The organism is Roseiarcus fermentans (assembly GCF_003315135.1).
In the GTDB taxonomy this organism is placed as follows: domain Bacteria; phylum Pseudomonadota; class Alphaproteobacteria; order Rhizobiales; family Beijerinckiaceae; genus Roseiarcus; species Roseiarcus fermentans.
Genome location: NZ_QNRK01000028.1, coordinates 73,559 through 94,714 on the forward strand (window position 1 = coordinate 73,559; position 21,156 = coordinate 94,714).

Genomic DNA, 21,156 nt, shown 5'->3' on the forward strand with positions numbered 1-21,156 from the left:
TCACGGGGTTCAGACAGCATGATTACAGTCCCTAAAAGAAGAAATGAATCGGTCAAATCCGCCATAAGGATGGTCACCTTTCCATTGCGCAATCATCTATGGATGTTTCGGTACATGCGAGCCTTACATCTAAGCCCGGCGATATATCAGCACCTTTATTTCTTTGGTTCGTTCGATGTCAATGTCACAGAGAGCGCGAAATTTCGCATTCAGCATTTCGGCCACTATGTAGAAAATGAGTTATTTTGGGCGGGCTACGGCGCCGGGCGTTTCGAGCCTATGTCGATGACGGTTTGGGCGACTCTTTGTCAAGAAGCAAACTTCATTGCCGATGTTGGCGCTAATACTGGAGTCTATGCTCTGGCGGCCGCGTCGGTTAACCCTTCAGCGCGTGTCGTTGCCGTCGAGCCCGTCAGACGGATTTATGATAAGTTGGTAAAAAACCTGGCGCTGAACCGATTTTCGATTGAGTCATTCATGGTTGCGGCGTCAGAATCCGATGGCGAGGCAACCCTGTTTGATTTGGAGAGCGAACATAACTATTCATCATCTCTGGATCAAAAAATGGTCGCAGGTTTGACCTATACTAAGACAACGGTACGTGCGGCCCGGCTAGACACGCTCTTCGACGAGATCCGCCTCAGGAACATCGATTTGATCAAGGTCGATGTTGAGAGACATGAGCCGTCTGTATTGAGGGGAATGAGTCAACGTTTGCAGCGCGATCGCCCGACCGTTCTGATCGAGATCCTGGACTCGGACGTCAGATGTGCCGTCGCCGACATAATCGACGGACTTGATTATAGATTGTTCCTAATTGATGAACTGAAGGGGTTACGCTCTTGCGCAAACCTCCGCATTCACAGTGAACCGTCAAGTCGCGGGTCTCGTAATTATCTAATCTGCGCACCCATAAACCTACAGAAGATAATGCAATACGTCTATGATTGAGGACGCAATAGGATCACAGGAATTCGAATATAATTACAATTTTAACATAGAATCGTATAATTAGTTTAGAGAATGGCAGGCACCACGCCACGCATATTTCATTGTAATTTTTATCATTTGCGCGGCGAGCGCGGCGCAATGACATCTAATCCGTGAATGACACCGGATCAAGGCCTACTATACATGCGCAGACGCATTACAATTATCCTTCCAGACTTGAATATCGGTGGCGCGGAACGTGTCTCTGTTGATCTCTCACGTCAATTCTTGCAGTCTGGCTACGACGTTGACTTCGCCCTGATGAATAAATTTGGTGAGTTCCTTCAAGACGTCCCACTTGGCGCCCAAGTCGTCGACCTGAAGGTGAGGCAACTGCGCAATCTGGTGGCGCCGCTCGCTCGTTATTTGAAAATGCGCAGGCCCGACGCCGTTCTCGTCAACCTCTGGCCGCTGACCGCAGCGACCGTTCTGGTTGCACGCGCCATCGGCTCGGGCGGGACGCGCGTCGTCACAGTCGATCACGCCACGCTATCGATCCAGTACAGGAACTGGGGGTTATTGAACTGGCTTGCGCTTCGAGCGAGCCTTGGGGCGATCTATCCGTTGGCCCACGCTCGCGTCGCGGTGTCGGTCGGCGTGGCCGAAGACATCTCGAGACTGGGATGCTTCCAACTGAAGCCAATTGAAGTGGTCAACAATCCGGTCACTCTCGCCGACGCCTCCCCGAAGGATCGGGAGGATGCGGAGCGCGCTTGGGAGGGTTGGACTGGCCCGAGAATTATCAGCGTCGGCAAATTGAAGCGCGTGAAGAATCATGCGCTGCTGATCAAGGCGTTCAAACAGGTCGTGATTCACGCCGACGCCCGGATGCTGATCCTCGGCGACGGCGAACTCCGGGCCGCGACCGAGCAGATCGTGCGTGACGAAGGTCTTTCCGGCAAAGTGCTGCTTCCCGGATCCCGCCGCAAGCCACGCGCGCTTTACGAGTCGGCGGACCTGTTCGTTCTGTCGTCCGACAGCGAGGGCCTCGGCAATGTCCTCATCGAAGCCCTCGCCTGCGGCCTTCCCGTCGTCTCCACCGATTGCCGGAGCGGTCCGCGCGAGATCCTCGACAATGGCCGGTATGGCGCGCTGACGCCGGTCGGCGACGCCGACGCCCTGGCGCGAGCGATGCTGGATTCCTTGAGCAAGACTCACGACCGGGACGCCCTGAGACGCCGGGCCGCGGATTTCTCGCCGGAAATCGCCGCCGAAAAGTACCTCCGGATCCTGTTTCCCGACGAACATGGCGCGCCGCCGAAGCGAGAAATCGTATGTGCGGCATAGCCGGCTTCCTTCGGCCGGGCGACCGCCGCGGGCTCGACGGCGACGTCAGGTCGATGATGGACGCGCTTGCCCATCGCGGCCCCGACGGCGAGGGCGCGTGGACCGACAGCGCCGCCGGCGTCGCGCTCGGCCACCGCCGCCTCGCGATCGTCGAACTGTCGGAGCGGGGCGCGCAGCCCATGCACTCGGCCTGCGGCCGCTTCGTGCTGACGTACAACGGCGAGATCTACAACCACCTCGACTTGCGCGCGGAACTCGAAGCGAGCGCGCCCGTCCCGTGGCGAGGGACCTCGGACACGGAGACGTTGCTCGAGGGCTTCGCCGCCTGGGGTGTGGAGGCGACCCTCGCGCGAGCCGTCGGCATGTTCGCCTTCGGCCTCTGGGACCGCCGCGACCGGCGCCTCACGCTCGCGCGCGACCGCTTCGGGGAGAAGCCGCTCTACTACGGCTGGCTCGGGCGGGGCCAGGCGACCGCCTTCGCGTTCGGCTCGGAGCTCAAGGCGCTGCGCGCGCACAAATCCTTCGCCAACGCCGTCAATCGCGACGTCGTGGCGCTGTACCTGCGCTTCTGTTACGTGCCCGCGCCCTATTCGATTTACGAGGACATCTTCAAGCTGGAGCCGGGAACGACTCTCACGCTGAACGCCGGAGCCGTGTCGAGCCGGCTGAGCGAGACGCGGCGCTACTGGAGCTACGCGGAAGCCGCGGCCAGAGGAGTGGCGGACCCCGTGCGCGACGAACGGGAGGGGTTGAGCGAACTCAAGGGGCTGCTCACGCGCGCGGTGCGCGGACAGTTGATGTCCGATGTGCCGCTCGGCGCGTTCCTGTCGGGCGGCGTCGACTCCTCGACCGTCGTCGCCCTGATGCAGGCGATGTCGAGCCGCCCGGTCAGGACCTTCACCGTCGGCTTCGACGACGGCGCGTTCAACGAGGCCCCCTACGCCGCGGCGGTGGCGCGCCGTCTCGGAACCGAGCATCAGGAGATCCACGTTTCGCCGAAAGAGACGATGGCGGTCATCCCGAAGCTTCCATGCCTGTACGACGAGCCGTTCGGCGACAGCTCCCAGATCCCGACCAGCATCATCTGCTCGGCCGCGCGCAAATACGTGACCGTCGCGCTGTCGGGGGACGGAGGCGACGAGCTTTTCGGCGGATACAACCGTTACGTTTACGGACCGATGTTCTGGAGCCTGGTCAGCTGGGCCCCTGCGGCGCTTCGCAAGGCGGGCGGCGCGGGTCTCTTCCGCCTGTCGCCCGCGCAATGGAACGTCGTCGGCCGTCTGCCCCTGTTGCGTCGCCACGTCGCAAGGCTCGGCGACAAGGCCCACAAGCTGGCGGCCAGACTGGTCTCCGTCGAGGCGCCCGAGGACGTTTACCAGAGCCTGGTCACGGAATGGCGCGCAGGTCAGGACCCGGCGCTGGGCGCAGCCGTCTTGCCGACTCGTCTCGACGATCGTTCGGGCGTCGAGCCGGTGCAGGCGATGGCGCAGCGCATGATGCTGCTCGACGGACTGACCTATCTTCCCGACGACATCCTCGTGAAGGTCGATCGCGCAGCCATGGCGACGAGCCTCGAGACGCGCGTGCCTTTCCTCGATCACCGCGTGGCGGAATTCGCGTGGCGCCTGCCGATGTCGATGAAGATCAACGGCGGTTCGACAAAGTGGGCGTTGCGGCAGATCCTGTACCAGCACGTGCCCAAAGAGCTGCTCGAGCGTCCGAAATCCGGCTTCGCGATCCCGGTCGGGGCCTGGATCCGCGGCCCCTTGCGCGACTGGGCCGAGGCGCTGCTCGACGAACGTCGCCTCGGCCAGGAGGGTTATTTCGACGTCGCGCAGACCCGGCGGCTTTGGAGCGAGCATTGCGGCGGCTTTCGCGACTGGACCCCGCGGTTGTGGAGCGTCCTGATGTTTCAGGCCTGGCTGGCGTCGCTCGAGCCGCGCTCGGCGGCGCTCGAAGAACATGCGGTCGGTTAGCGCGGTCGCGTGGAGAGTGCGGCAGTGAGCAGGCGCGCGAACGAGGCCGTCCTCTATCTCAGCTACGACGGGCTCCTGGAACCGTTGGGGCAGAGCCAGGTCGTGGCCTATCTCGAGCCGCTCGCGAGCCAACACCCGATCCATATCGTCTCGTTCGAAAAGCAGGCCGACCGCGCGGATGACGATCGCATGGCGGCGATGCGGGCGCGCCTGTCGGCGGCGGGAATCGGCTGGACGCCGCTCGCCTATCACAAGTCGCCGACCGTGCCGGCGACCGCCTACGACATCGCCCACGGCGCGCTGGTGGCGACGGGGCTGGCGCTGCGGCTTCATGCGTCGATCGTTCATGCGCGCAGCTACGTGGCGGCGTTGATGGCGCTCGCGGTCAAGCGAGCGACCGGCGCGAAGCTTCTGTTCGACATGCGCGGCTTCTGGCCGGACGAGCGCGTCGACGGGGGACTGTGGCCGAAGGGCGGCGCCCTGTATCGCGGCGCCAAGACCCTCGAAGGCGTCCTGATCCGAAACGCGGACCATATCGTCACCCTGACGCACGCCTCGGCGCGCGAGATGCAACGCTGGGCCGCCTATGATGCGCGCAAGCCCCCGACAACCGTGATCCCGACCTGCGCCGATCTGCGCCTGTTCCGCCCGCAGGACCCGCCGGCGGCCACGCCGTTCGTGTTCGGCTACGTGGGGTCCGTCGGGACGTGGTATCTGTTCGACGAAACGCTCGACTTGTTTCGCGTCCTGTCGCGACGACGGCCGGACGCGCGCATGCTGGTCGTCAATCGCCGAGACCATGAGGCCATCCACGCCGCGGCGGCGCGCGCGGGCGTGGAGGGCGGGCGCCTCGAAATCGTCGCCGCCGAACACGCCGAGGTGCCGCGGCATCTGAGCCGGATGCATGCGGCGGCGTCGATCATCAAGCCCGCCTACTCGAAAATCGCCAGCGCTCCGACCAAGCTCGCCGAATACCTCGGCTGCGGCGTCCCTTGCGTCGGAAACGCCGGCGTCGGCGACGTCGAGGAGATCCTGGAAGGCCGCCGCGTCGGCCTGGCGCTTCGCCGCTTCGACGATGCCGAATACGAAGCCGCAGCGGACAGACTGTTTGCGCTTCTGGCGGACCCCGGCGTGCGAAACCGCTGCGTCGGCACGGCTGCTGAACTCTTTTCGCTGACGGCCGGAGCGCGCGACTACGGCGCGATTTATGCCCGTGAAGCGTTGTGACGCGTCGTTGTCGTTGACCTTCAGTCCTTCGCTCGTGACCGTGCGCCGCCCTTTGCAACAAACGATCTGATCGGATGTGGGTTTACTTCCTGATGCTCGCCCCGGCGCTGGTCGGGGCGCTGGCCCCGCCGACGGCGCGGCCCAGGTTGACGTTCGCTCTTGCGATCTACTTCCTAGCGCTTCTGACATTCATGGGCCTGCGATACGAAGTCGGGCCCGACTGGAGCGGTTATCTCAATATTTTCAGTGTCGTGAAGTTTGACTCCACATATCGTAGCGGAGAAATTCTCTTCACGGAGCTGAACAGGATCAGTGATTTCCTTGGCTTCTACGTTTACGGCGTAACGTTCGTCTGCACGCTCCTGTTTCTGACGGGAGTGTTCGCCTTTGCGGTGACGACGCCGCAACCGTGGTTGGCGCTCGCGATGGTCCTGCCTTATCTCGGCTTCGTCGTCGGCATGAGCGGCATCCGCCAGGCGGCGGCGATCGGGGTCTGTTACATCGTTTTGGCGCGGTGGGAGAGGTCGTCGCTGGCCCTCAAATTGGGCGCGCTGGCCGTGGCGGCCGGCTTCCACAATTCCGCCGTGCTTTTACTGCCGCTCATCCTGTTTTCCAACAAACGGCATCTCCTCCTCAAGATCGCGTTGACCGTCGTCCTGTCGCTGGTCATCGTTCACGCCGGCGCCGACAGTGATACCGCTGCGGGTTACAACAGAAGGTATTTCGATCGTAACGTCCAATCTTCTGGCGCCTTTGCTCATGTCCTCCTGTCGGCCTTTCCCGGCGCCATTTATCTGCTCCTGAGAAACAAGTTTGCGCAAAGCGGTTTTGAACGCCAAGTCGTCACAATCGGCGCGATCATGGCGATCGCTTCATTGCCCCTGACTTTTGTTTCGTCGACAGGCGCGGATCGCTTTGCATTGTTTTTTTCCTACCTACAGTTATGGACGTTTCCATGCTTGGTCTATATTTATCAGAAAGACCGTCAACTTCTGCAAGCTTCGTTAGCCGTTCTGGCAATCGCGATCTTTGCGATATATTTTATATTCGGCATGATGGTCTTCGCGTATGTTCCCTACAAAAACATACTTCTATAAGTCGGCAGCGGGCGGGGCTTGCTGTCGACGCGACGACCGCGCGGATTTTCGCCAGCGTCAGACCGCAACGAGACGTTGCGGTCATCCGTCGATCCACTGTCGCGCCGCGTCTCCGACCGACGCCGCGGGCGATTCTCTCCGACGCCCGGTCAGGGGCGCGGACAACCGGCGAGACCCATGGACCCGGCGATGACGCGCCAGTCTGTCGCGCTTGCGAAAATTGCGCGAGCAGCGCGCGCCGGATCGGTTCAACCTCGGCAAATGAAAATGCTCGCCCTGATGAAATATGGCGACCTGGCCGCTAGCACAAGGCAACGCCTGCATCAATATGGTGCGATTCTGGCGCAACACCAAATTGAGATCATTCCGTCGTATTTGTTGTCAAATGACTATCTGAAACGCTTGTTCTCCGGTAAGGGGAAACCCGCGATCGCAGTGATAAGCTCATATATAAGTCGCCTGATATTGCTTCTTAGGAAGGAAGACATTGACTTGCTCTGGATTCAATATGAAAGCTTCCCCTATCTTCCCTCACTCTTCGAATTGCTGGCGTTCCTGGCCAAGAAGCCGGTGATTCTGGATTATGATGACGCAATCTTTCACCAATACGACCTCAACGCAAATCCTCTGGTGCGGCGCGCTCTTGGCGGAAAACTCCAAGCCGTGATGCGCCGGGCTTCGCTTTGTACCTGCGGCAACGCCTACCTGAAAGAGTACGCCGATCGCTTCTGCGCTCGCACGGAAGTCGTTCCCACCGTCGTCGACACGTCGGTCTACACGCCTCGGCATCGGACTCGGCAGCCAACAAAGCCAATCACGATCGGTTGGATCGGGTCGGCCAGCACATGGGTTTACGTCGAGCCGTTGTTGCCCATGCTGCGAAGACTGGCGACGGAATTGGATGCGGTGATCCATGTCGTCGGAGCGAGCGAGCGCAATTCCATGGATCCGAGGGTTGTCTTTACCGACTGGTCCGAGGCCCGCGAGGTCGCCCTCATTCAGGACATGGACATCGGCATCATGCCGCTTCCGGACGAGCCTTGGGCGCGCGGAAAGTGCGGGTACAAGCTCATCCAATACATGGCGTGCGGCCTTCCGGTCGTTGCGTCGCCGGTCGGGGCGAATGCGACCATCGTGGCTGACGGCGAGCATGGCTACCTCGCCAGCAGCGAAGCGGAATGGGAACTTGCGATCCGACGTCTCGTCGGCAATCCCCAACTGCGCGAAGACATGGGCCGGCTCGGCAGGCGGAAGGTGGAGAGAGAGTACTCGCTCGGCGTTCACGGGCCCCGTCTGGCGGCGCTCGTTCGGGATATCGCCGACCGGGCGGCGGCCGGATGATCGCCGAGGCCGACGGTTTCAGCCGTCCGAGTGGCGAGGCGACGTCCTCGGACGCTCCACCGTCGGCCTCGGGTCTCGAGATGGCCGAGGTCTGCCCTCCGCCGAGGGAAAGGGAACGCGGATGAACGAGTCGAGCGCGATGGAAATGGCTGCATCGGAGGCGACCGCATCGAACGATTCCGTTCCTCGCGCTTATTCGTTCCATCCGGTCCGCGGATGCAACATGTGCGGCGCGTCGCCCGGACGATCGAAGGTGCTGGGGATGCGCCTCGACAGGTCGATCGGCCGCTGGCCGAGGGCGAAACGGGGCATTGCCGTCAGTGTCTGCCGGTGCGGCGTCTGCGGCCTGGTCTATTCGGACCCCCAGCCTCAGCCGCGATCCGTTCAGGATCATTACGGCATTCCGCCGGAAACCTACTGGAGGTCGATCACGAGCGAGGTTCCCGAATCGTATTTCGCTAGCCAGATTGCGATCGCCAAGCGGCTGGTACACTTCACGAGCGGAATGTCGGCGCTCGACATCGGCGTTGGATTGGGCAACGCCACGGTACAGTTGAGCCGGGCGGGATTTCATGTCCATGGCGTCGAACCATCGACGCCGTTCCGCTCATTCGCGCTGGAACGGACCGGACTGTCGGCCGACCGGATACGCAACGCGTCGATCGAGACCGCGGAATTCCAGCCGTCAAGTTTCGATTTCATTACCTTCGGCGCCGTTCTGGAGCATCTCTACGATCCCGCGGGCTGCCTCGCGCGCGCCATGCGCTGGCTCAAGCCGGACGGAATCCTTCATGTCGAGGTGCCCAGCTCCGATCACCTGATTTCAAAGCTGATCAATCTGTATTTCAAGGCCGCTGGGAGCAGTTTTGTGACCAACCTGTCGCCGATGCACAGCCCCTTTCATCTGTATGAATTCACGCGATCGAGCTTTGTCCTGAACGGCGCCGGCGCAGGCTATGAGGTCGTCGAGAGCGCCATTGACGTGTGTTCGATCTACCATTTTCCCAGATGGTCACACGGACTGCTGCGGAAGATCATGGTGAGCTCCGACACCGGAATGCAACTGACGGTATGGCTCAAGAAGCGCCGACGCTGATGGAGTTCGCTCCGATGCCTCCCGATGTGAGGCGCGTATCGATGAGCGACCGCGTCCAGGCCCGCGCATCCGGACCTCGGCCCGCCGCGGCCGGCGGCGATCAGGTCGCCGGCGCCATGTTGCCGTGCGGTCTCCTCCAGGGACGCTGGCGCAAAGCCTTGCTCATCGTCTGGAGCGCACTGTCCTTGTCTTTCGTCGACGCGGTTTGTCTGGGGCGGGAATTGGGCGGGGGAGACAGCCTCGCGGGCCACGCGAGGCCCGTCGGCCGAATGAATTTCTGGTTCTACTCCGCGGCCGCTGCGGAACAATTCATCGCAGGCGATCACGACGGGGTGACGTCCATTACCTATGCCGGCCAGACCGATCCGCTGCTGAACGGCAAGATTCACGCGAGCGGAATGGCTGTCGTCGGGGGCGTGGGCGGCGTCATCTCACTGAAGAGAACGACCGCCGACGAGATTCGCAACGACCAGAGCGGGCCGCTGCTCGACAGCCGCGCGCTCGAGCGCATCGCGAATACGGGCGCCGACGCGATTTATGTCGATGAGCCCGTGGGGCCGGCGCTGATCGGCGAATGCGGTCCGGACTGCTATGACGCGACCCGGCTGCAAGCGACGGAGAAAGGCGTCGAATTCATCGTCGCCGCGATGAACAGCCTCGGGGATCAGTTTCGGTCGAAGGTTCCCGGCGGCAAGTTCGGGATATGCGTCGGCGACGGCGGGGGCGTGTCGTTTCACATTGCGGCTTTGCGCGCGGGCTTGAGGGAAGATTTCGCATGCTATGAGCAATTCGGCGGCGCCCACGTTCATCCCTTCGAGGCGCTGAAGAAAGAGTTTCCGCAAGTCGCCACCATGCTGCTGGTCTACAACACGGTCGCGCTTTGCGCCGGCAACGAGATCGGCGCCTTCGACACCTGGGGCTTCTGGAATCTGGACAATCATCCGGAATGGGTGCCGGGCCCGCGAGGCGACGCCGACTGGCTCGAGAACGCGAAGCGGTTCGCCCGGGGCGACACGCGCTTCTGCGATCTTCCGATCTCGCGGGTGATCTCGCCCTTGACCCACGCCAGGCAGGGCGTCGATTTCCAGGTCGCGCCGGCGGACTGGCTGCGACCGCATTCCGGTCTTTCCCTCGGCGCGTGCGCGTACAGGGTCGTGAGCAAGGACCAGGAAACCGTGCCCTGGCGATCGCGCGCCTGCAATCAGCCCTTTCTCGTGACGGTCGGCCCCGACAAGGACTGCAGAGACAACGGCGTCCATACCTGCCGTGTCTATGTCCGGGCGCAAGCGTCGAATACCGAGTTCGGCGACACGCAATACGAGATGTTCAACATCGCCTATTAGCGAGATCGCAGGGTCATTGACCGTGAAGATCATCTTCTTTGCGAACACGGATTGGTACCTCTACAATTTTCGCAGGTCCCTCGCGCTCGCCGCCAAGGCCGCTGGCCATGACGTCCTCCTCGTATCGCCGCCGGGCCCCTACACGGAAAAGCTCGCGGGTTCGGGGTTGAAATGGATCCCCGCGCCGATGCAGCGGCGCAGTCTCAATCCCCTGCGGGAATTGATTCTCCTGGCATGGCTCTTGCGCCTCATACGGTCCGAGTCCGCCGATCTGGTCCATGGGTTTACGATCAAGTGCGCAGTGTACGGCGCCGTGACGGCAAGGCTCGCCGGCGTAGCCAGAGTGAGCGCGGTGGCGGGCATGGGCTACCTGTTCATCAGCCGGGATCTGCGCGCGCTGCTTCTGCGCCCCCTGGTCCAGGCGGCGATGCGTGTCGTCTTCGGCGGACCGCGCTCGTGCCTGATCGTCCAGAATCCGGACGACGTGACTTTCTTCGAGGCGCTCGGCGTCGCTTCCGCCACCCGCGTCCGCCTGATCGCGGGCTCCGGCGTCGACTGCGCAAGGTTTCGTCCCCGGGCGACGGATCAGCGGAGCGAACCGTTGCGCGTCGTCCTGGCGGCGCGCATGCTCTGGGACAAGGGGATTAGCGAGTACGTCGAGGCCGGGACGCTTCTTCGCGCCGAGAACCGGGCGGTGACTTTCGTTCTCGCCGGCGAGCCCGATCCGGGCAACCCCGCGGCGATACCGGAAAGCGCTTTGCGGGACTGGCAGGCCAGAGGGATCGTCGAGTGGCTCGGGCATGTCGATGACATGCCCGCCCTGCTGGCCGGGGCCGACATCGTCGTCCTGCCGAGTTATCGCGAGGGGCTGCCCAAGAGTCTGATCGAAGCGGCCGCCTGTGGGCGTCCGCTGGTGACCTCCGATGTCCCCGGCTGTCGCCACGTCGTGCGCGACGGCGTCGACGGGCTCCTCGTTCCGCCCCGCGACGCGCCGGCGCTGGCCCGCGCCATTGCGAGATTGCAGGACGACCCCTGCCTGGCGAGGAAGCTCGGCCGCGCGGCGCGCGCGCGCGCGTCGAACGAATTCGACGAACGGATCGTCATCGAGAAGACGATTGCAATCTACGACGAACTGATGACCGCTCGCGGAGCCGTCGTCTGAATTTTCGACCGTTGAAGCGACTGGCTGCAAAAGGGCGCGGCTGTGGCGCGACGAGCGCGCGCTGGCTTCTCGCTGTCGTCCTGTCCCTGACGGCGATCCAGGCGCATGCGGCGACGGCCGGGAGGCAAGGCGAAGACATTCTGACGATTGTGGAAAACCATCGAAGTTCCGCTGTCATCGTCCTGGCGCCGAGCGCCGGGCGCTATGAGCGGCAAGGCGCCTTCGATCTCGCCCGCTATATCGGCTCGATGTCGGGCGCGGCGATCCCGGTCGTCGAGACCCCGGGGGAGATCGAAAGGGCGCTGTCGGGCGCCGGCCCGCTCCTGATCGTGGGGCGCGAGGCCTTCGAGGCCCGGCCGGATCTGGCGGTCGCCCTCGCCGCAAAGCTGAAACGGCATCCGTATGTCCGAACGGATGGGATCATCCTTCAGCGTGATCGCAATCGTGTCTATCTGGCGGGGAGCAACGACGAGAGCGACTATTTCGCCGTCGCGGAATTGCTTCGCGCCTGGGGCGTTCGCTGGTTCATGCCGGGGGCATTCGGCGAGTGCGTGCCGGCCGAGGACGCCTTGCGAATTGGCGACTTGAACGAAGTCTATGCGTCGCCGTTCGAGATCCGCTCCTTCTGGATTTCCTGGGTGGGAGACCAATCGGGTCGCGACGATTTCCTGCTCAGAAACATGATGACGAGGGCCGACGATCTGCCGCCCGCCGGGCACCACCTCGGCGCCTTGACCGCGGGTCTGGGCAAGAGCCCGTTCGAGATCCCGCTGACCGATCCGGAGACCGCCGAACACGTCGCCGATAGCGCCGACAAGCTGTTCGCAGCCGGCAAGAATGTCTCGGTCGCCATGGAGGATGGCTTGTATTCGTCATCCGGTGAAGACAATGCCGGAGAAGACAACGCCGAGACCGTCAGCCCGCAATGGGATAAGTACATGCTACGGTTCTCCATCACCGATGCGATGCTAACGCTGTACAACAGAGTGGCGAATATTTTACACGAGCGCCATCCAGACAGCGCTTCGCGACTGGGATTCCTGATCTATTCGAACATGTTCCTGCCCCCGGTTCGGCCGACGAAGCTGGCGCCGTCGCTCTTTGGAATGATTGCGCCGATCGACATCGATCCCGTTCACGCAATGGATGACGCGCGCTCGCCCGAGCGGCGGGAGTTTCGGACGATCTTCGACACGTGGGCGAAGCTGACCGAGGGCCGACTGACGGTCTACGACTACGATCAGTCGATGCTGGTGTGGCGCGACCTGCCGAACCCGTCCATTCAGCAATTCCGAGGGGATGTCAGGCGCTACCGTGACGCGGGCATTCTCGGAATCGATACCGAGAGCCGGCTCGCGCTGGCGACGACGTTCATCAATCTGTATTTGCGCGGCCGTCTTTTGTGGCGCCCCGACGAGGATGTCGACGCCCTTCTCGATGATTTCTACCCGAAGTTCTTCGGCCCGGCCGCCGCGCCGATGGCGGACTATTGGGGCGCGATCGACTCGGCGTGGGAAGCCTCAGACGTCACCGAGCACGAATTCTACGTCGCCCCGGTCGTCTACACGGCGGAGGTCGTCGCTCGCCTCGAGCGCTCGCTGCGCCGGGCGGAAGGCATGATCGACGGCATGGTTGCGACCCAAGCAAGTCTTACACGCAATGAGAACCTGTATATTCAGCGCGTTCAGTTCGTGCGTCTCGGATTCGAGGTGCTGCGCGCCTATCTGGACATGACGCGCGCCGCCGCAACCGACGCCGATTATTCCGCCGCCGTCGCCGCCGGCGAACAGGGCCTGAGCGCCCGGCAGCAGTTGACGAACCGCAATCCGGCGTTCACCACGACCAAGCTGGAAGCCGGCTACGCGTTCTGGCCCGGCGAGGTGCAGCAATACCGTGAGCTTCGCGCCTACACCGATGGCGACAAGGGACGATTGGTCCTCAAACTGCCGGTCGATTGGAATTTCCATCGAGATTTCGGCAAGGTGGGTTTGCAGCGACACTATTACGATGCGCCTGTCGACATCGACTACCAGCCGGGCCGCGGATCGGAATATCCCCCGGAGCGCAGAAAGGATGATCCAGCGGACCGCTGGGAGGTCGTCCGAACGGACCGTTATGTTCAGGCGCAAGGGATTCGCGCCGCCGATGGGCAAAGCGCCCTGGGGGATATCTGGTATCGAACCGACTTCAGCGTGACGGCGTCGGAGGCTGCCGGAGACCTGCACGTGATGTTTCCGGGTCTGTTCAATCGATGCACGCTTTGGCTGAACGGCGACGAGGTCGGCCGGCGCAAATACGACGACCTCTGGTGGAAGAACGACTATCGTTTCGAGTGGGACGTGGCGCTCGGCGCTCATGTTCGAGCCGGGGCGAACGCACTGGCTTTGCGTTGTCACAACATCTCCCACATGGGAGGCATGTTTCGGCGGGCTTTCCTCTACCAACCCGCGGCCGCGAGTCCATCGAAGTAGCGATGGCGCCGCCCGTGTGTCAGGCCACGATGCTGTCTGGCGCGACCTCTATTGCTTTTGGCCCAGCCCATAGAGCCGTTCGCGATTGAGCATGTCCTGGAGCATCGGGGCTGGGACGGGGTAGCTCTGGATTGCGCCCGAAGCCTCGCCTTCGTCGTCGCCGTAGCCCGGCGTCGCAGCGCCCCCTTGCGGCCTTGCGCCGGCGATGGCGGCCGAAGACAGGGCCTTCCATGTCTTTTGCGCCTCGGCCGAGCGCGTCGCCGACACGGCGGAGTCGACACGATTGACGGCGCGAGGTCGAAACAGCGTCTCGGCCTCGCGGCCTTCGACCACGGGGAGCGCCTGCCGCGTCCTTCCCGATTCAATGCGGAACCCGCGCATCAGCGGAATGAAGGTCATGGTTCGGCGGTCGCCCGCAAGGTCGCCGATCATGCAATGGCGGAAGTGGCGCTCGCATGCGGCGCGCGTCGGGAATTTCGGCGCCTTTTCGTCAAATTCCGCTTTCGCGTTGGCGTAGGCTTGGGCGCACTCGCCGTCAGTGAGCGCATGCGACGCACGGCAGACATCGGCGTTGAGGTAGACGGTCGGCTGGAGGTCGAAGGCCCATCCGCAGGCCACGCCCCACGACAGAAGCCCGACCCCAATCGATGAAGCCAAGGCTGCAGGACGGGTGTGAAACGTGCAGGCAATACGATGGCGTTCTGCGCGAAGCGGTCCCCCAATCAAAGATCTCTTCATGCGTAGGACACCTGCGCATCATGCGCGTCTGTAGTTTTCATCGTACACCATAGGTCCAATGAAAAGGCCGCAATAATTATTGTAGCAGCTCACTTAGAGTCTAGCAACAGCTTTACAAGGCCTCCTCAATTGTAATATCTATAAAAGCGCTGCATTGCGACAGCATATGTGAAGTTGATACGTCTCCTAACGACAGTGAGTACGTACCGTGCGCTTTTTTGCTCCTTGTTCTAAGTCCACAGTCGTGCAAATTTCAGCACTTGACGCAGCCTGGTCCATTGCAGGCCCGATTTTTGCATTGGGATTGCGCGATCCAACCTTGGTTGGACTCGATGGCGTGCCATCTTTTCAAGATGAAGTATGGCTTTATCTAACGTTTACCATCCTGTCGGCGCTACTCGTGATCGCCGTGTTTCGGCTCGGAGAGGGCATTTGCGGATTCATATCCGCGCGCGACGTCAGGGCGATTTGTATCGCGGCGGCGACGGCGACCTCGGCCAGTTCCGTCATGACGTTCATGGTGAACCGCCTCGAGCATATCCCGCGCTCGACGCCGTTCATCAGTTTCCTTGTCCTCTCGGTAGGCTGGACGGCGGTTCGCGTTGTCGTCCAGCAAATCAACTATTCAGGCTCCCGGCGAACCCGGGGTTCTGGCGATTGTCAGCCCCGGCGCGTCTTGCTCGTCGGCATCGATCGCTTCGCCGCGCTGGCGATCGGATTGACCGACTGCCAGGCGGCGAGAGCCGTCCAGTTCGTGGCCGCGCTCGATGCGCGTCCGGGCCTGCTCGGGCGGGCCGTCAACGGCGTCAAGATCGTCGGGAAGCCAGGCGACGTCCAGTCGATCATCGAGGAGTATGCCGTGCATGGGGTGGAAGTCGAAGAGGTCTGGATCTCGCAGTCGCTCGCCCTCGCCGCCAACGAAGATCGGGCCAAGGTCGAAAGCGCGTGTCAGGCGCTGGGAGTGAAGCACACGTCGATCGCTCAGGCCCTCAACCTTCACCCGAGACAGTCGGCGCCGCCGCCATCGATCGAACCCCGCACAGAAGCGTACTTAATTCCAAAATATTTCAAAGTGAAGCGTGTTCTCGACATCGTCATAGCCGGACTCTTGTGCGCCCCGCTGCTGCCCGTCACCGTGCTCGTCGCCGCGATCGTCGCCGTCGACGTCGGCTGGCCGGTGATCTTCTGGCAGGAGCGGATCGGCTATAAAGGCAGACGATTCCTGCTCTACAAGTTTCGTACCTATCGTGCGCCCTATGACAGAAGCGGCCAGCCCATTCGGCGAGACGTGCGATTGTCGCGGTTGGGCGGCCTCGTCCGTAAGACCCGGCTGGATGAAATTCCTCAACTCTTGAATATCCTGCGCGGGGACATGTCGATCATCGGGCCGCGTCCGCTGCTGCTCGTCGATCAACCGACCGGTCTATCGATACGGCTCATGGTCCGGCCAGGTCTCACCGGTTGGGCCCAGATCAATGGAGGAACCCAGGTTGACGTCGAGGAAAAGAACGCGTTGGACGCTTGGTACATTTGTCATGCGTCGCTCGCTTTCGATTTGCAAATCGCGATTCAGACGCTACTTTATTTCTTCAAGGGCGAACGAAAGTCGAATCGCGCGATCGACGAAGCGATCGGCTGGTGGCGAACCGGCGGCGGCTCGCCCGGACGCCGTCCGTATGGCTCCGATGCCGAAAGACAGAACACCGATGGCGCCGTTCAACTCAGTTAGATGAGCGCATTTCAGGATATGCCAGCCGAACTGCGTCGGAGGTCATTGTCCGGGCAAGCGTCCGAGCGAGGCCATTCGCCCTTCCACGTCTCCACCCGATCCGAGTGGCGACGGCGCCCTCGCGATGTCCGAGACCTTCGCTGATGCGTGAGCCTCGACGCCCTTCCCTCATCAAGCGCCCGCTTCAGCGGACGCCGCCGCTGGCGGACGTTCCCGAAGGGATGCGCATTTATGCGGTCGGCGATGTCCATGGACGAGACGACCTGCTGGAGGAAATCGCCACTGCGATCGAGCGCGATCTCGCGTCGGCGCCTTCGGAGGTCGTGACGGTCCTGCTCGGCGATTATGTCGATCGCGGTCCGGAATCGGCGTCCGTTCTCGAGCGGCTCGCAAGCGGACGATTCCCGACGCCGGTTCAGGCGTTGCGCGGCAACCATGAGCAAATGCTGCTGCAATTCCTGAACGACCCGCCAGAACTGGAAATCTGGCGCCGCAATGGAGGCCTCGAGACGCTTCATTCGTACGGCGTCGATGTGTCGACCGTCATGCGCGGCCATGGCTACGAACAAGCGCGCGATGCTCTGCTCGCGGCGATCCCGTCCAAACATCTGGAGTTCTTGTCCTCGACGCAACCGAGCGCGACCTACGGAGGCTATTTCTTCTGTCATGCCGGCGTCCGCCCGCGCATCCCGCTCGCGCTTCAGCGCGCCGAGGATCTGATGTGGATCCGCGACGGATTTCTGCAATCCAGACGTCTTTTCGAGAAGGTCGTGGTGCACGGGCATACGCCGGTGGCGAGGCCCGACTTCCGCGTCAATCGGATCAACATAGACACCGGCGCGTTCGCGACCTCGGTGCTGACGTGTCTCGTCCTCGAAGGGGCGGAGCGGCGGACTATGACCGCCGGCAAAGCGCAGCGTTAATATACAAGACGAAGCTGGTGGGCCGGGCAGGACTCGAACCTGCAACCAGACCGTTATGAGCGGCCGGCTCTAACCATTGAGCTACCGGCCCGAAAAGGCCCCGCCACGGCATAAAGCGCAAAACGATCCGGGACGCAATGCGACCGACGCTGGCGACCACGCCGACCGGCCGAAAGCGTCCCCGGTTCGCTGGGTTTCGGCGCCGCGGGGACAAGACCTGTCGGAAAGCGGGCGCGCCCGCGGGCGTCGTGTGGAGCGCCGCCGCGCAGTCGGCGACCGCGCCGACGACGCCCCGCCGCCCCGGCGTCTGGCGCTTGCGCCGTCGCGGCGCTGCCGTCGAAGAGCGGGGACGGGACCGTCGGCAGGCGGACCGGGCGTCCCGTCGGACGACCAGGGCCGGGCGAACCGGCGGGGTTCACCGCGCCGCCGCCCGCGCGACGATCGCCCGGCAATCGACCCCCGTCAGCGCGCCATAAGAGTGCGCGCCGCGGCTTTCCAGCCGGGAGCGGCAAAAGGCCTCGGCGACGGGAGAGCCGGCGCGCACGAGCGCGGCGGCCTGAAGGCCGGTCGCCAGCCGGTCGCACACATCCCGGGCGCGGCTCTCGAAATCGGCGAGGTCGCGCATGTCCGCCCTCAAGGCGGCGACATGGGCGTCGAGCGCGGCGCTTTCTCCCCTGGCGCGGCCGACTTCGTCGAACCAGGCGTCGAGCGTCTGCGGCGACCGGGCGATGGCGCGGGCGATGTCGAGGCACTGGACGTTGCCGCTGCCCTCCCAGATCGCGTTGACCGGCGCCTCGCGGTAGAGGCGCGGCATGGGCGAATCCTCCATCACCCCCGAACCGCCGACGCATTCCATCGCCTCGGCGGCGTGGCCGGGGGCGCGCTTGCAGATCCAGTATTTTCCGATTCCCGTTCCGAGCCGCACGAGCGCCTCCTCGTGCGGGTCGTCGCGATGGTCGAGCGCGCGCGCCATGCGTAGCGTCAGCGTCAGCGCCGCCTCGGCCTCGATCGCGAGGTCGGCGAGCACCGCGGTCATCACCGGCTGGTCGACGAGCGGCGCCCCAAAGGCCCATCGCTGGCGGCAATGGTCGATCGCCTCGGCGACCGCGCGGCGCATGCCGGCCGAGGAGCCGATCATGCAGTCGAACCGTGTCATCGCCACCATCTCGATGATGGTCGCGACCCCCCTGCCCTCCGGTCCGACCATCCAGCCGAGCGCCCCGCGCAGCTCCGTTTCGCTGGACGCGTTGGAGACGTTGCCCATCTTGCGCTTCAGGCGGACGATCTGCAGCGGGTTCTTGGTCCCGTCCGGGCGCCAGCGCGGAACGAGGAAGCAGGAGAGGCCGCCGGCGGCTTGCGCGAGCGTGAGGAAGGCGTCGCACATCGGCGCCGAGACGAAGAACTTGTGACCGACGAGTTCGTGGGCCTGACCGGGCCCGCCCGGACCGACCGCAATGGCCCGGGTGGTGTTGGCGCGCACGTCCGAGCCGCCCTGCTTCTCGGTCATCGCCATGCCGATCGTCACGCCCTGCTTCTCCGCGGCCGGGACGTTGCGCGGGTCGTAGACGCGCGAAACAATCTTCGGCAGCCAGTCGCGCGCCAGATCCGGCTGGAGCTTCAGGCACGGGACCGAGGCGAAGGTCATGGTGATCGGGCAGCCGTGCCCGGCCTCGATCTGGCTCTGCATGTAGAAACGCGCCGCGCGCGCCACATGCGCGCCCTCGCGCGGCTCGGTCCAGGGCGAAGCGTGCAGGCCCTCCTCGATCGCGCTGCGCATCAGTTCGTGCCAGGCGGGGTGGAAGCGCACGAGGTCGACGCGCCGCCCGTAGCGGTCGTGGGTGTCGAGCTCGGGCGGGTTCTTGTTGGCGAGCGCGCCGCGCTCGAAGCTTTCGGCCGAGCCGAGGCGCGCGCCGAAAGCGCCGAGGCTGTTCATCGCCCATTCCGCCCCTTCGCGCCGGACCCCGTCCGCGAGCGCCGCGTCCGAATGGTACAGGTTGACGTCGGCGAGTTCGACCGGCTGGTTGATCACCTCGTGCGTGACGGCGCCGTACGGGTCGCGGGCGCCGCCGTCGCGGACCGGGAAAGTGGCGGTCATGTCGGCGTTCCTCTCGTTTCCGAGGAAGCTATCCCCTCCCGCCGCACGACGAAAGCTGCTAGTCGACGCCCATGCTCGTTTCCTTCGACCGCCGCCTCACTCCCGCTCGCGCGGACCTCGCCGCGGCGCATCTTCGCGGCCAGGTCGCCGCGCCCCGCTACGCCGAGGGCCGCCCGATGCGGGTGACGGACGCGAGCGCGCCGCTGCGGCGCGAGCCCGCGCCCGACGCGCCGCTCGAGACCGAGGCGCTATTCGGCGAAGCGGTCACGGTCTACGACGAGAGCGAAGGCTGGGCCTGGGTTCAGCTCGAACGCGACGGCTATGTCGGCTACCTGCCGTCGATCGCGCTCGGGGCCCCGCGGCCGGCGACGCACCGGGTGGCGGCGCTGCGCACCCACGTCTATCCGGCGCGATCGATCAAGCTGACGCCGACGATGGCGCTGTCGCTCGGGGCGCGGCTGACGATCGCGCGACGGGAGGGCGACTTCGCGGTGACCGCCGACGGGTCTTACCTTTGGGCGCGCTGTCTGGCGGACGTGGATTCTCGCGAGGAAAACTTCGTCGCAGTCGCCGAGCGCTTTCTCCATGCGCCCTACCTGTGGGGCGGGCGAACCTCGGAAGGGATCGACTGTTCAGGGCTGGTCCAGGGAGCGCTCGCGGCGGCGGGCGTGGCCGCGCCGCGCGACAGCGACCTGCAGGAAGCCGCGCTCGGCGCGCCCGTGCCCCTCGACGCGCCGCTGATGCGCGGCGACCTCGTGTTCTGGAAGGGCCATGTCGGGGTCATGCGCGACGCCGCAACGCTTCTGCACGCCAGCGGCTGGCATATGGCGGTCGTGAGCGAGCCCCTCGACGAGGCCCGCGCCCGCATCGCCGCGGGCGGCGGCGGCGAGGCGACGAGCGTCCGCCGGCTGGCGCTGTAGGCGCGGTCGGCGACCGCGTCCCGCCGCGCTCGACGAGCGCGGCGACAAGACCTTACTTCTTGCCGAACCTTACTTCTTGCCGATGCCGAGGTTGGCGAAGCGGCTGTTGAACTTCGACAGGCGGCCGCCGCGGTCGAGGAGCTGCTGCGAGCCTCCGGTCCAGGCCGGATGGGTGTTGGGATCGATGTCGAGGTTCAAGGTCGCGCCCGGCTCGCCATAGGTCGAGCGGGTCATGAACTCGACGCCGTTGGTCATGACGACCTTGATCATGTGGTAGTTCGGGTGAATGTCCGGCTTCATCGTCACGTCTCTGGCGCAAGAACGTTAAGAGCCGTCCGGGAGGTCCGGCGGCTCTTTGGCTGGCGGCACTATAGCGCGCCCGGCCGGTGGGCGCAAGAGGCCCGTGTCCCTCGCGGGGACGCGGGCCTCCCCCGGCTCGCCCGGACCTATTGCTTCTGGTCGAGCAGCGCGCCTTCGCGATAGAGAAGCCCGGCGAGGCCGGCGCCGATCAGGGGCGCGACGATGAACAGCCAGAGCTGCGCGACCGCGCCGGGGTTCGAGACCATGCCGACGATCGCCGGTCCGATCGAGCGCGCCGGATTGACCGACGTGCCGGTGATGTTGATGCCGACGATGTGGATCGCCGCCAGGGTGAGCCCGATCGCGAGGCCGGCGAAGCCCTTGGGCATGAACGGATGGGTGACGCCGAGGATCGTGACCAGGAACAGGAAGGTCGCGACGATCTCGAACACCAGCGCCGA

The 21,156-nt window shown here is 64.0% G+C and carries 17 protein-coding genes and 1 tRNA gene; 13 read left to right on the top strand and 5 right to left on the bottom strand.

Annotated features, from left to right (window positions below):
• Positions 1-18: 18 nt before the first annotated feature.
• The 10 genes from DFR50_RS22050 (at position 19) to DFR50_RS22095 (ending at position 13,990) form a co-directional block, all read left to right on the top strand.
• A complete protein-coding gene (locus tag DFR50_RS22050) occupies positions 19-951 on the top strand; it encodes an FkbM family methyltransferase (protein WP_170153334.1) in 933 nt (310 codons plus the stop codon).
• Between the two features lie 183 nt (positions 952-1,134).
• The gene (locus tag DFR50_RS22055; protein WP_113891423.1) at positions 1,135-2,277 is read left to right on the top strand and encodes a glycosyltransferase; all 1,143 of its coding nucleotides are present in this window, start codon (positions 1,135-1,137) and stop codon (positions 2,275-2,277) included.
• Positions 2,265-4,253 (top strand): asparagine synthase (glutamine-hydrolyzing), encoded by a 1,989-nt coding sequence (gene asnB / locus DFR50_RS22060; RefSeq protein ID WP_113891424.1) that lies wholly within the window; start codon positions 2,265-2,267, stop codon positions 4,251-4,253. Before DFR50_RS22055 ends, asnB begins: the two co-directional genes overlap by 13 nt.
• Positions 4,254-4,277: 24 nt before the next feature.
• A complete protein-coding gene (locus DFR50_RS22065) occupies positions 4,278-5,480 on the top strand; it encodes a glycosyltransferase (RefSeq protein ID WP_113891425.1) in 1,203 nt (400 codons plus the stop codon).
• A gap of 74 nt (positions 5,481-5,554) precedes the next feature.
• Positions 5,555-6,577: an EpsG family protein gene (locus DFR50_RS22070; RefSeq protein WP_113891426.1), complete on the top strand. Its 1,023-nt coding sequence runs from the start codon at positions 5,555-5,557 to the stop codon at positions 6,575-6,577.
• A 177-nt stretch (positions 6,578-6,754) separates the two neighbouring features.
• Complete coding sequence (locus DFR50_RS22075; RefSeq protein ID WP_245428038.1) at positions 6,755-7,918, top strand: glycosyltransferase family 4 protein; 1,164 nt, start codon at positions 6,755-6,757, stop codon at positions 7,916-7,918.
• A gap of 121 nt (positions 7,919-8,039) precedes the next feature.
• Entirely contained in the window at positions 8,040-9,014 is a 975-nt protein-coding gene (locus tag DFR50_RS22080) for a class I SAM-dependent methyltransferase (protein WP_245428040.1), read from the top strand.
• A gap of 269 nt (positions 9,015-9,283) precedes the next feature.
• Entirely contained in the window at positions 9,284-10,357 is a 1,074-nt protein-coding gene (locus DFR50_RS22085) for a hypothetical protein (protein WP_147262849.1), read from the top strand.
• Between the two features lie 22 nt (positions 10,358-10,379).
• Positions 10,380-11,519, top strand: a complete 1,140-nt coding sequence (locus DFR50_RS22090) for a glycosyltransferase family 4 protein (RefSeq protein WP_113891447.1) — start codon at positions 10,380-10,382, stop codon at positions 11,517-11,519.
• 329 nt (positions 11,520-11,848) lie between these two features.
• Positions 11,849-13,990: a DUF4838 domain-containing protein gene (locus tag DFR50_RS22095; protein WP_170153335.1), complete on the top strand. Its 2,142-nt coding sequence runs from the start codon at positions 11,849-11,851 to the stop codon at positions 13,988-13,990.
• Between the two features lie 48 nt (positions 13,991-14,038).
• On the opposite strand, the gene DFR50_RS22100 is transcribed toward DFR50_RS22095, so the two are convergent.
• Positions 14,039-14,647 carry a DUF1190 domain-containing protein gene (locus DFR50_RS22100; protein WP_170153336.1) on the bottom strand — a complete coding sequence of 203 codons (609 nt, stop codon included), beginning with the start codon at positions 14,645-14,647 and terminating at the stop codon, positions 14,039-14,041.
• Positions 14,648-14,936: 289 nt separating this feature from the next.
• Here DFR50_RS22100 and DFR50_RS22105 point away from each other — a divergent pair, with 289 nt between their 5' ends.
• On the top strand, positions 14,937-16,457 hold the full coding sequence (locus tag DFR50_RS22105) for a sugar transferase (RefSeq protein ID WP_147262850.1): 1,521 nt from the start codon (positions 14,937-14,939) through the stop codon (positions 16,455-16,457).
• Positions 16,458-16,600: 143 nt separating this feature from the next.
• Complete coding sequence (locus DFR50_RS22110; protein ID WP_113891432.1) at positions 16,601-17,380, top strand: metallophosphoesterase family protein; 780 nt, start codon at positions 16,601-16,603, stop codon at positions 17,378-17,380.
• A gap of 15 nt (positions 17,381-17,395) precedes the next feature.
• Here the strand turns inward: DFR50_RS22110 and DFR50_RS22115 are convergent.
• Both DFR50_RS22115 and DFR50_RS22120 read right to left on the bottom strand, forming a co-directional pair.
• A tRNA-Ile gene (locus tag DFR50_RS22115) sits at positions 17,396-17,471 on the bottom strand.
• Positions 17,472-17,795: 324 nt separating this feature from the next.
• Positions 17,796-19,475: an isovaleryl-CoA dehydrogenase gene (locus tag DFR50_RS22120; RefSeq protein ID WP_113891433.1), complete on the bottom strand. Its 1,680-nt coding sequence runs from the start codon at positions 19,473-19,475 to the stop codon at positions 17,796-17,798.
• Positions 19,476-19,546: 71 nt separating this feature from the next.
• Between DFR50_RS22120 and DFR50_RS22125 the strand changes: the two genes are divergently transcribed.
• Complete coding sequence (locus DFR50_RS22125) at positions 19,547-20,395, top strand: NlpC/P60 family protein (protein ID WP_113891434.1); 849 nt, start codon at positions 19,547-19,549, stop codon at positions 20,393-20,395.
• 69 nt (positions 20,396-20,464) lie between these two features.
• Here DFR50_RS22125 and rpmE read toward each other — a convergent pair whose 3' ends face one another.
• Both rpmE and DFR50_RS22135 read right to left on the bottom strand, forming a co-directional pair.
• Entirely contained in the window at positions 20,465-20,695 is a 231-nt protein-coding gene (rpmE, locus tag DFR50_RS22130) for a 50S ribosomal protein L31 (RefSeq protein ID WP_113891435.1), read from the bottom strand.
• A 146-nt stretch (positions 20,696-20,841) separates the two neighbouring features.
• On the bottom strand, positions 20,842-21,156 hold a 315-nt coding region (locus DFR50_RS22135; RefSeq protein WP_210209003.1), incomplete at its 5' end, for an aquaporin.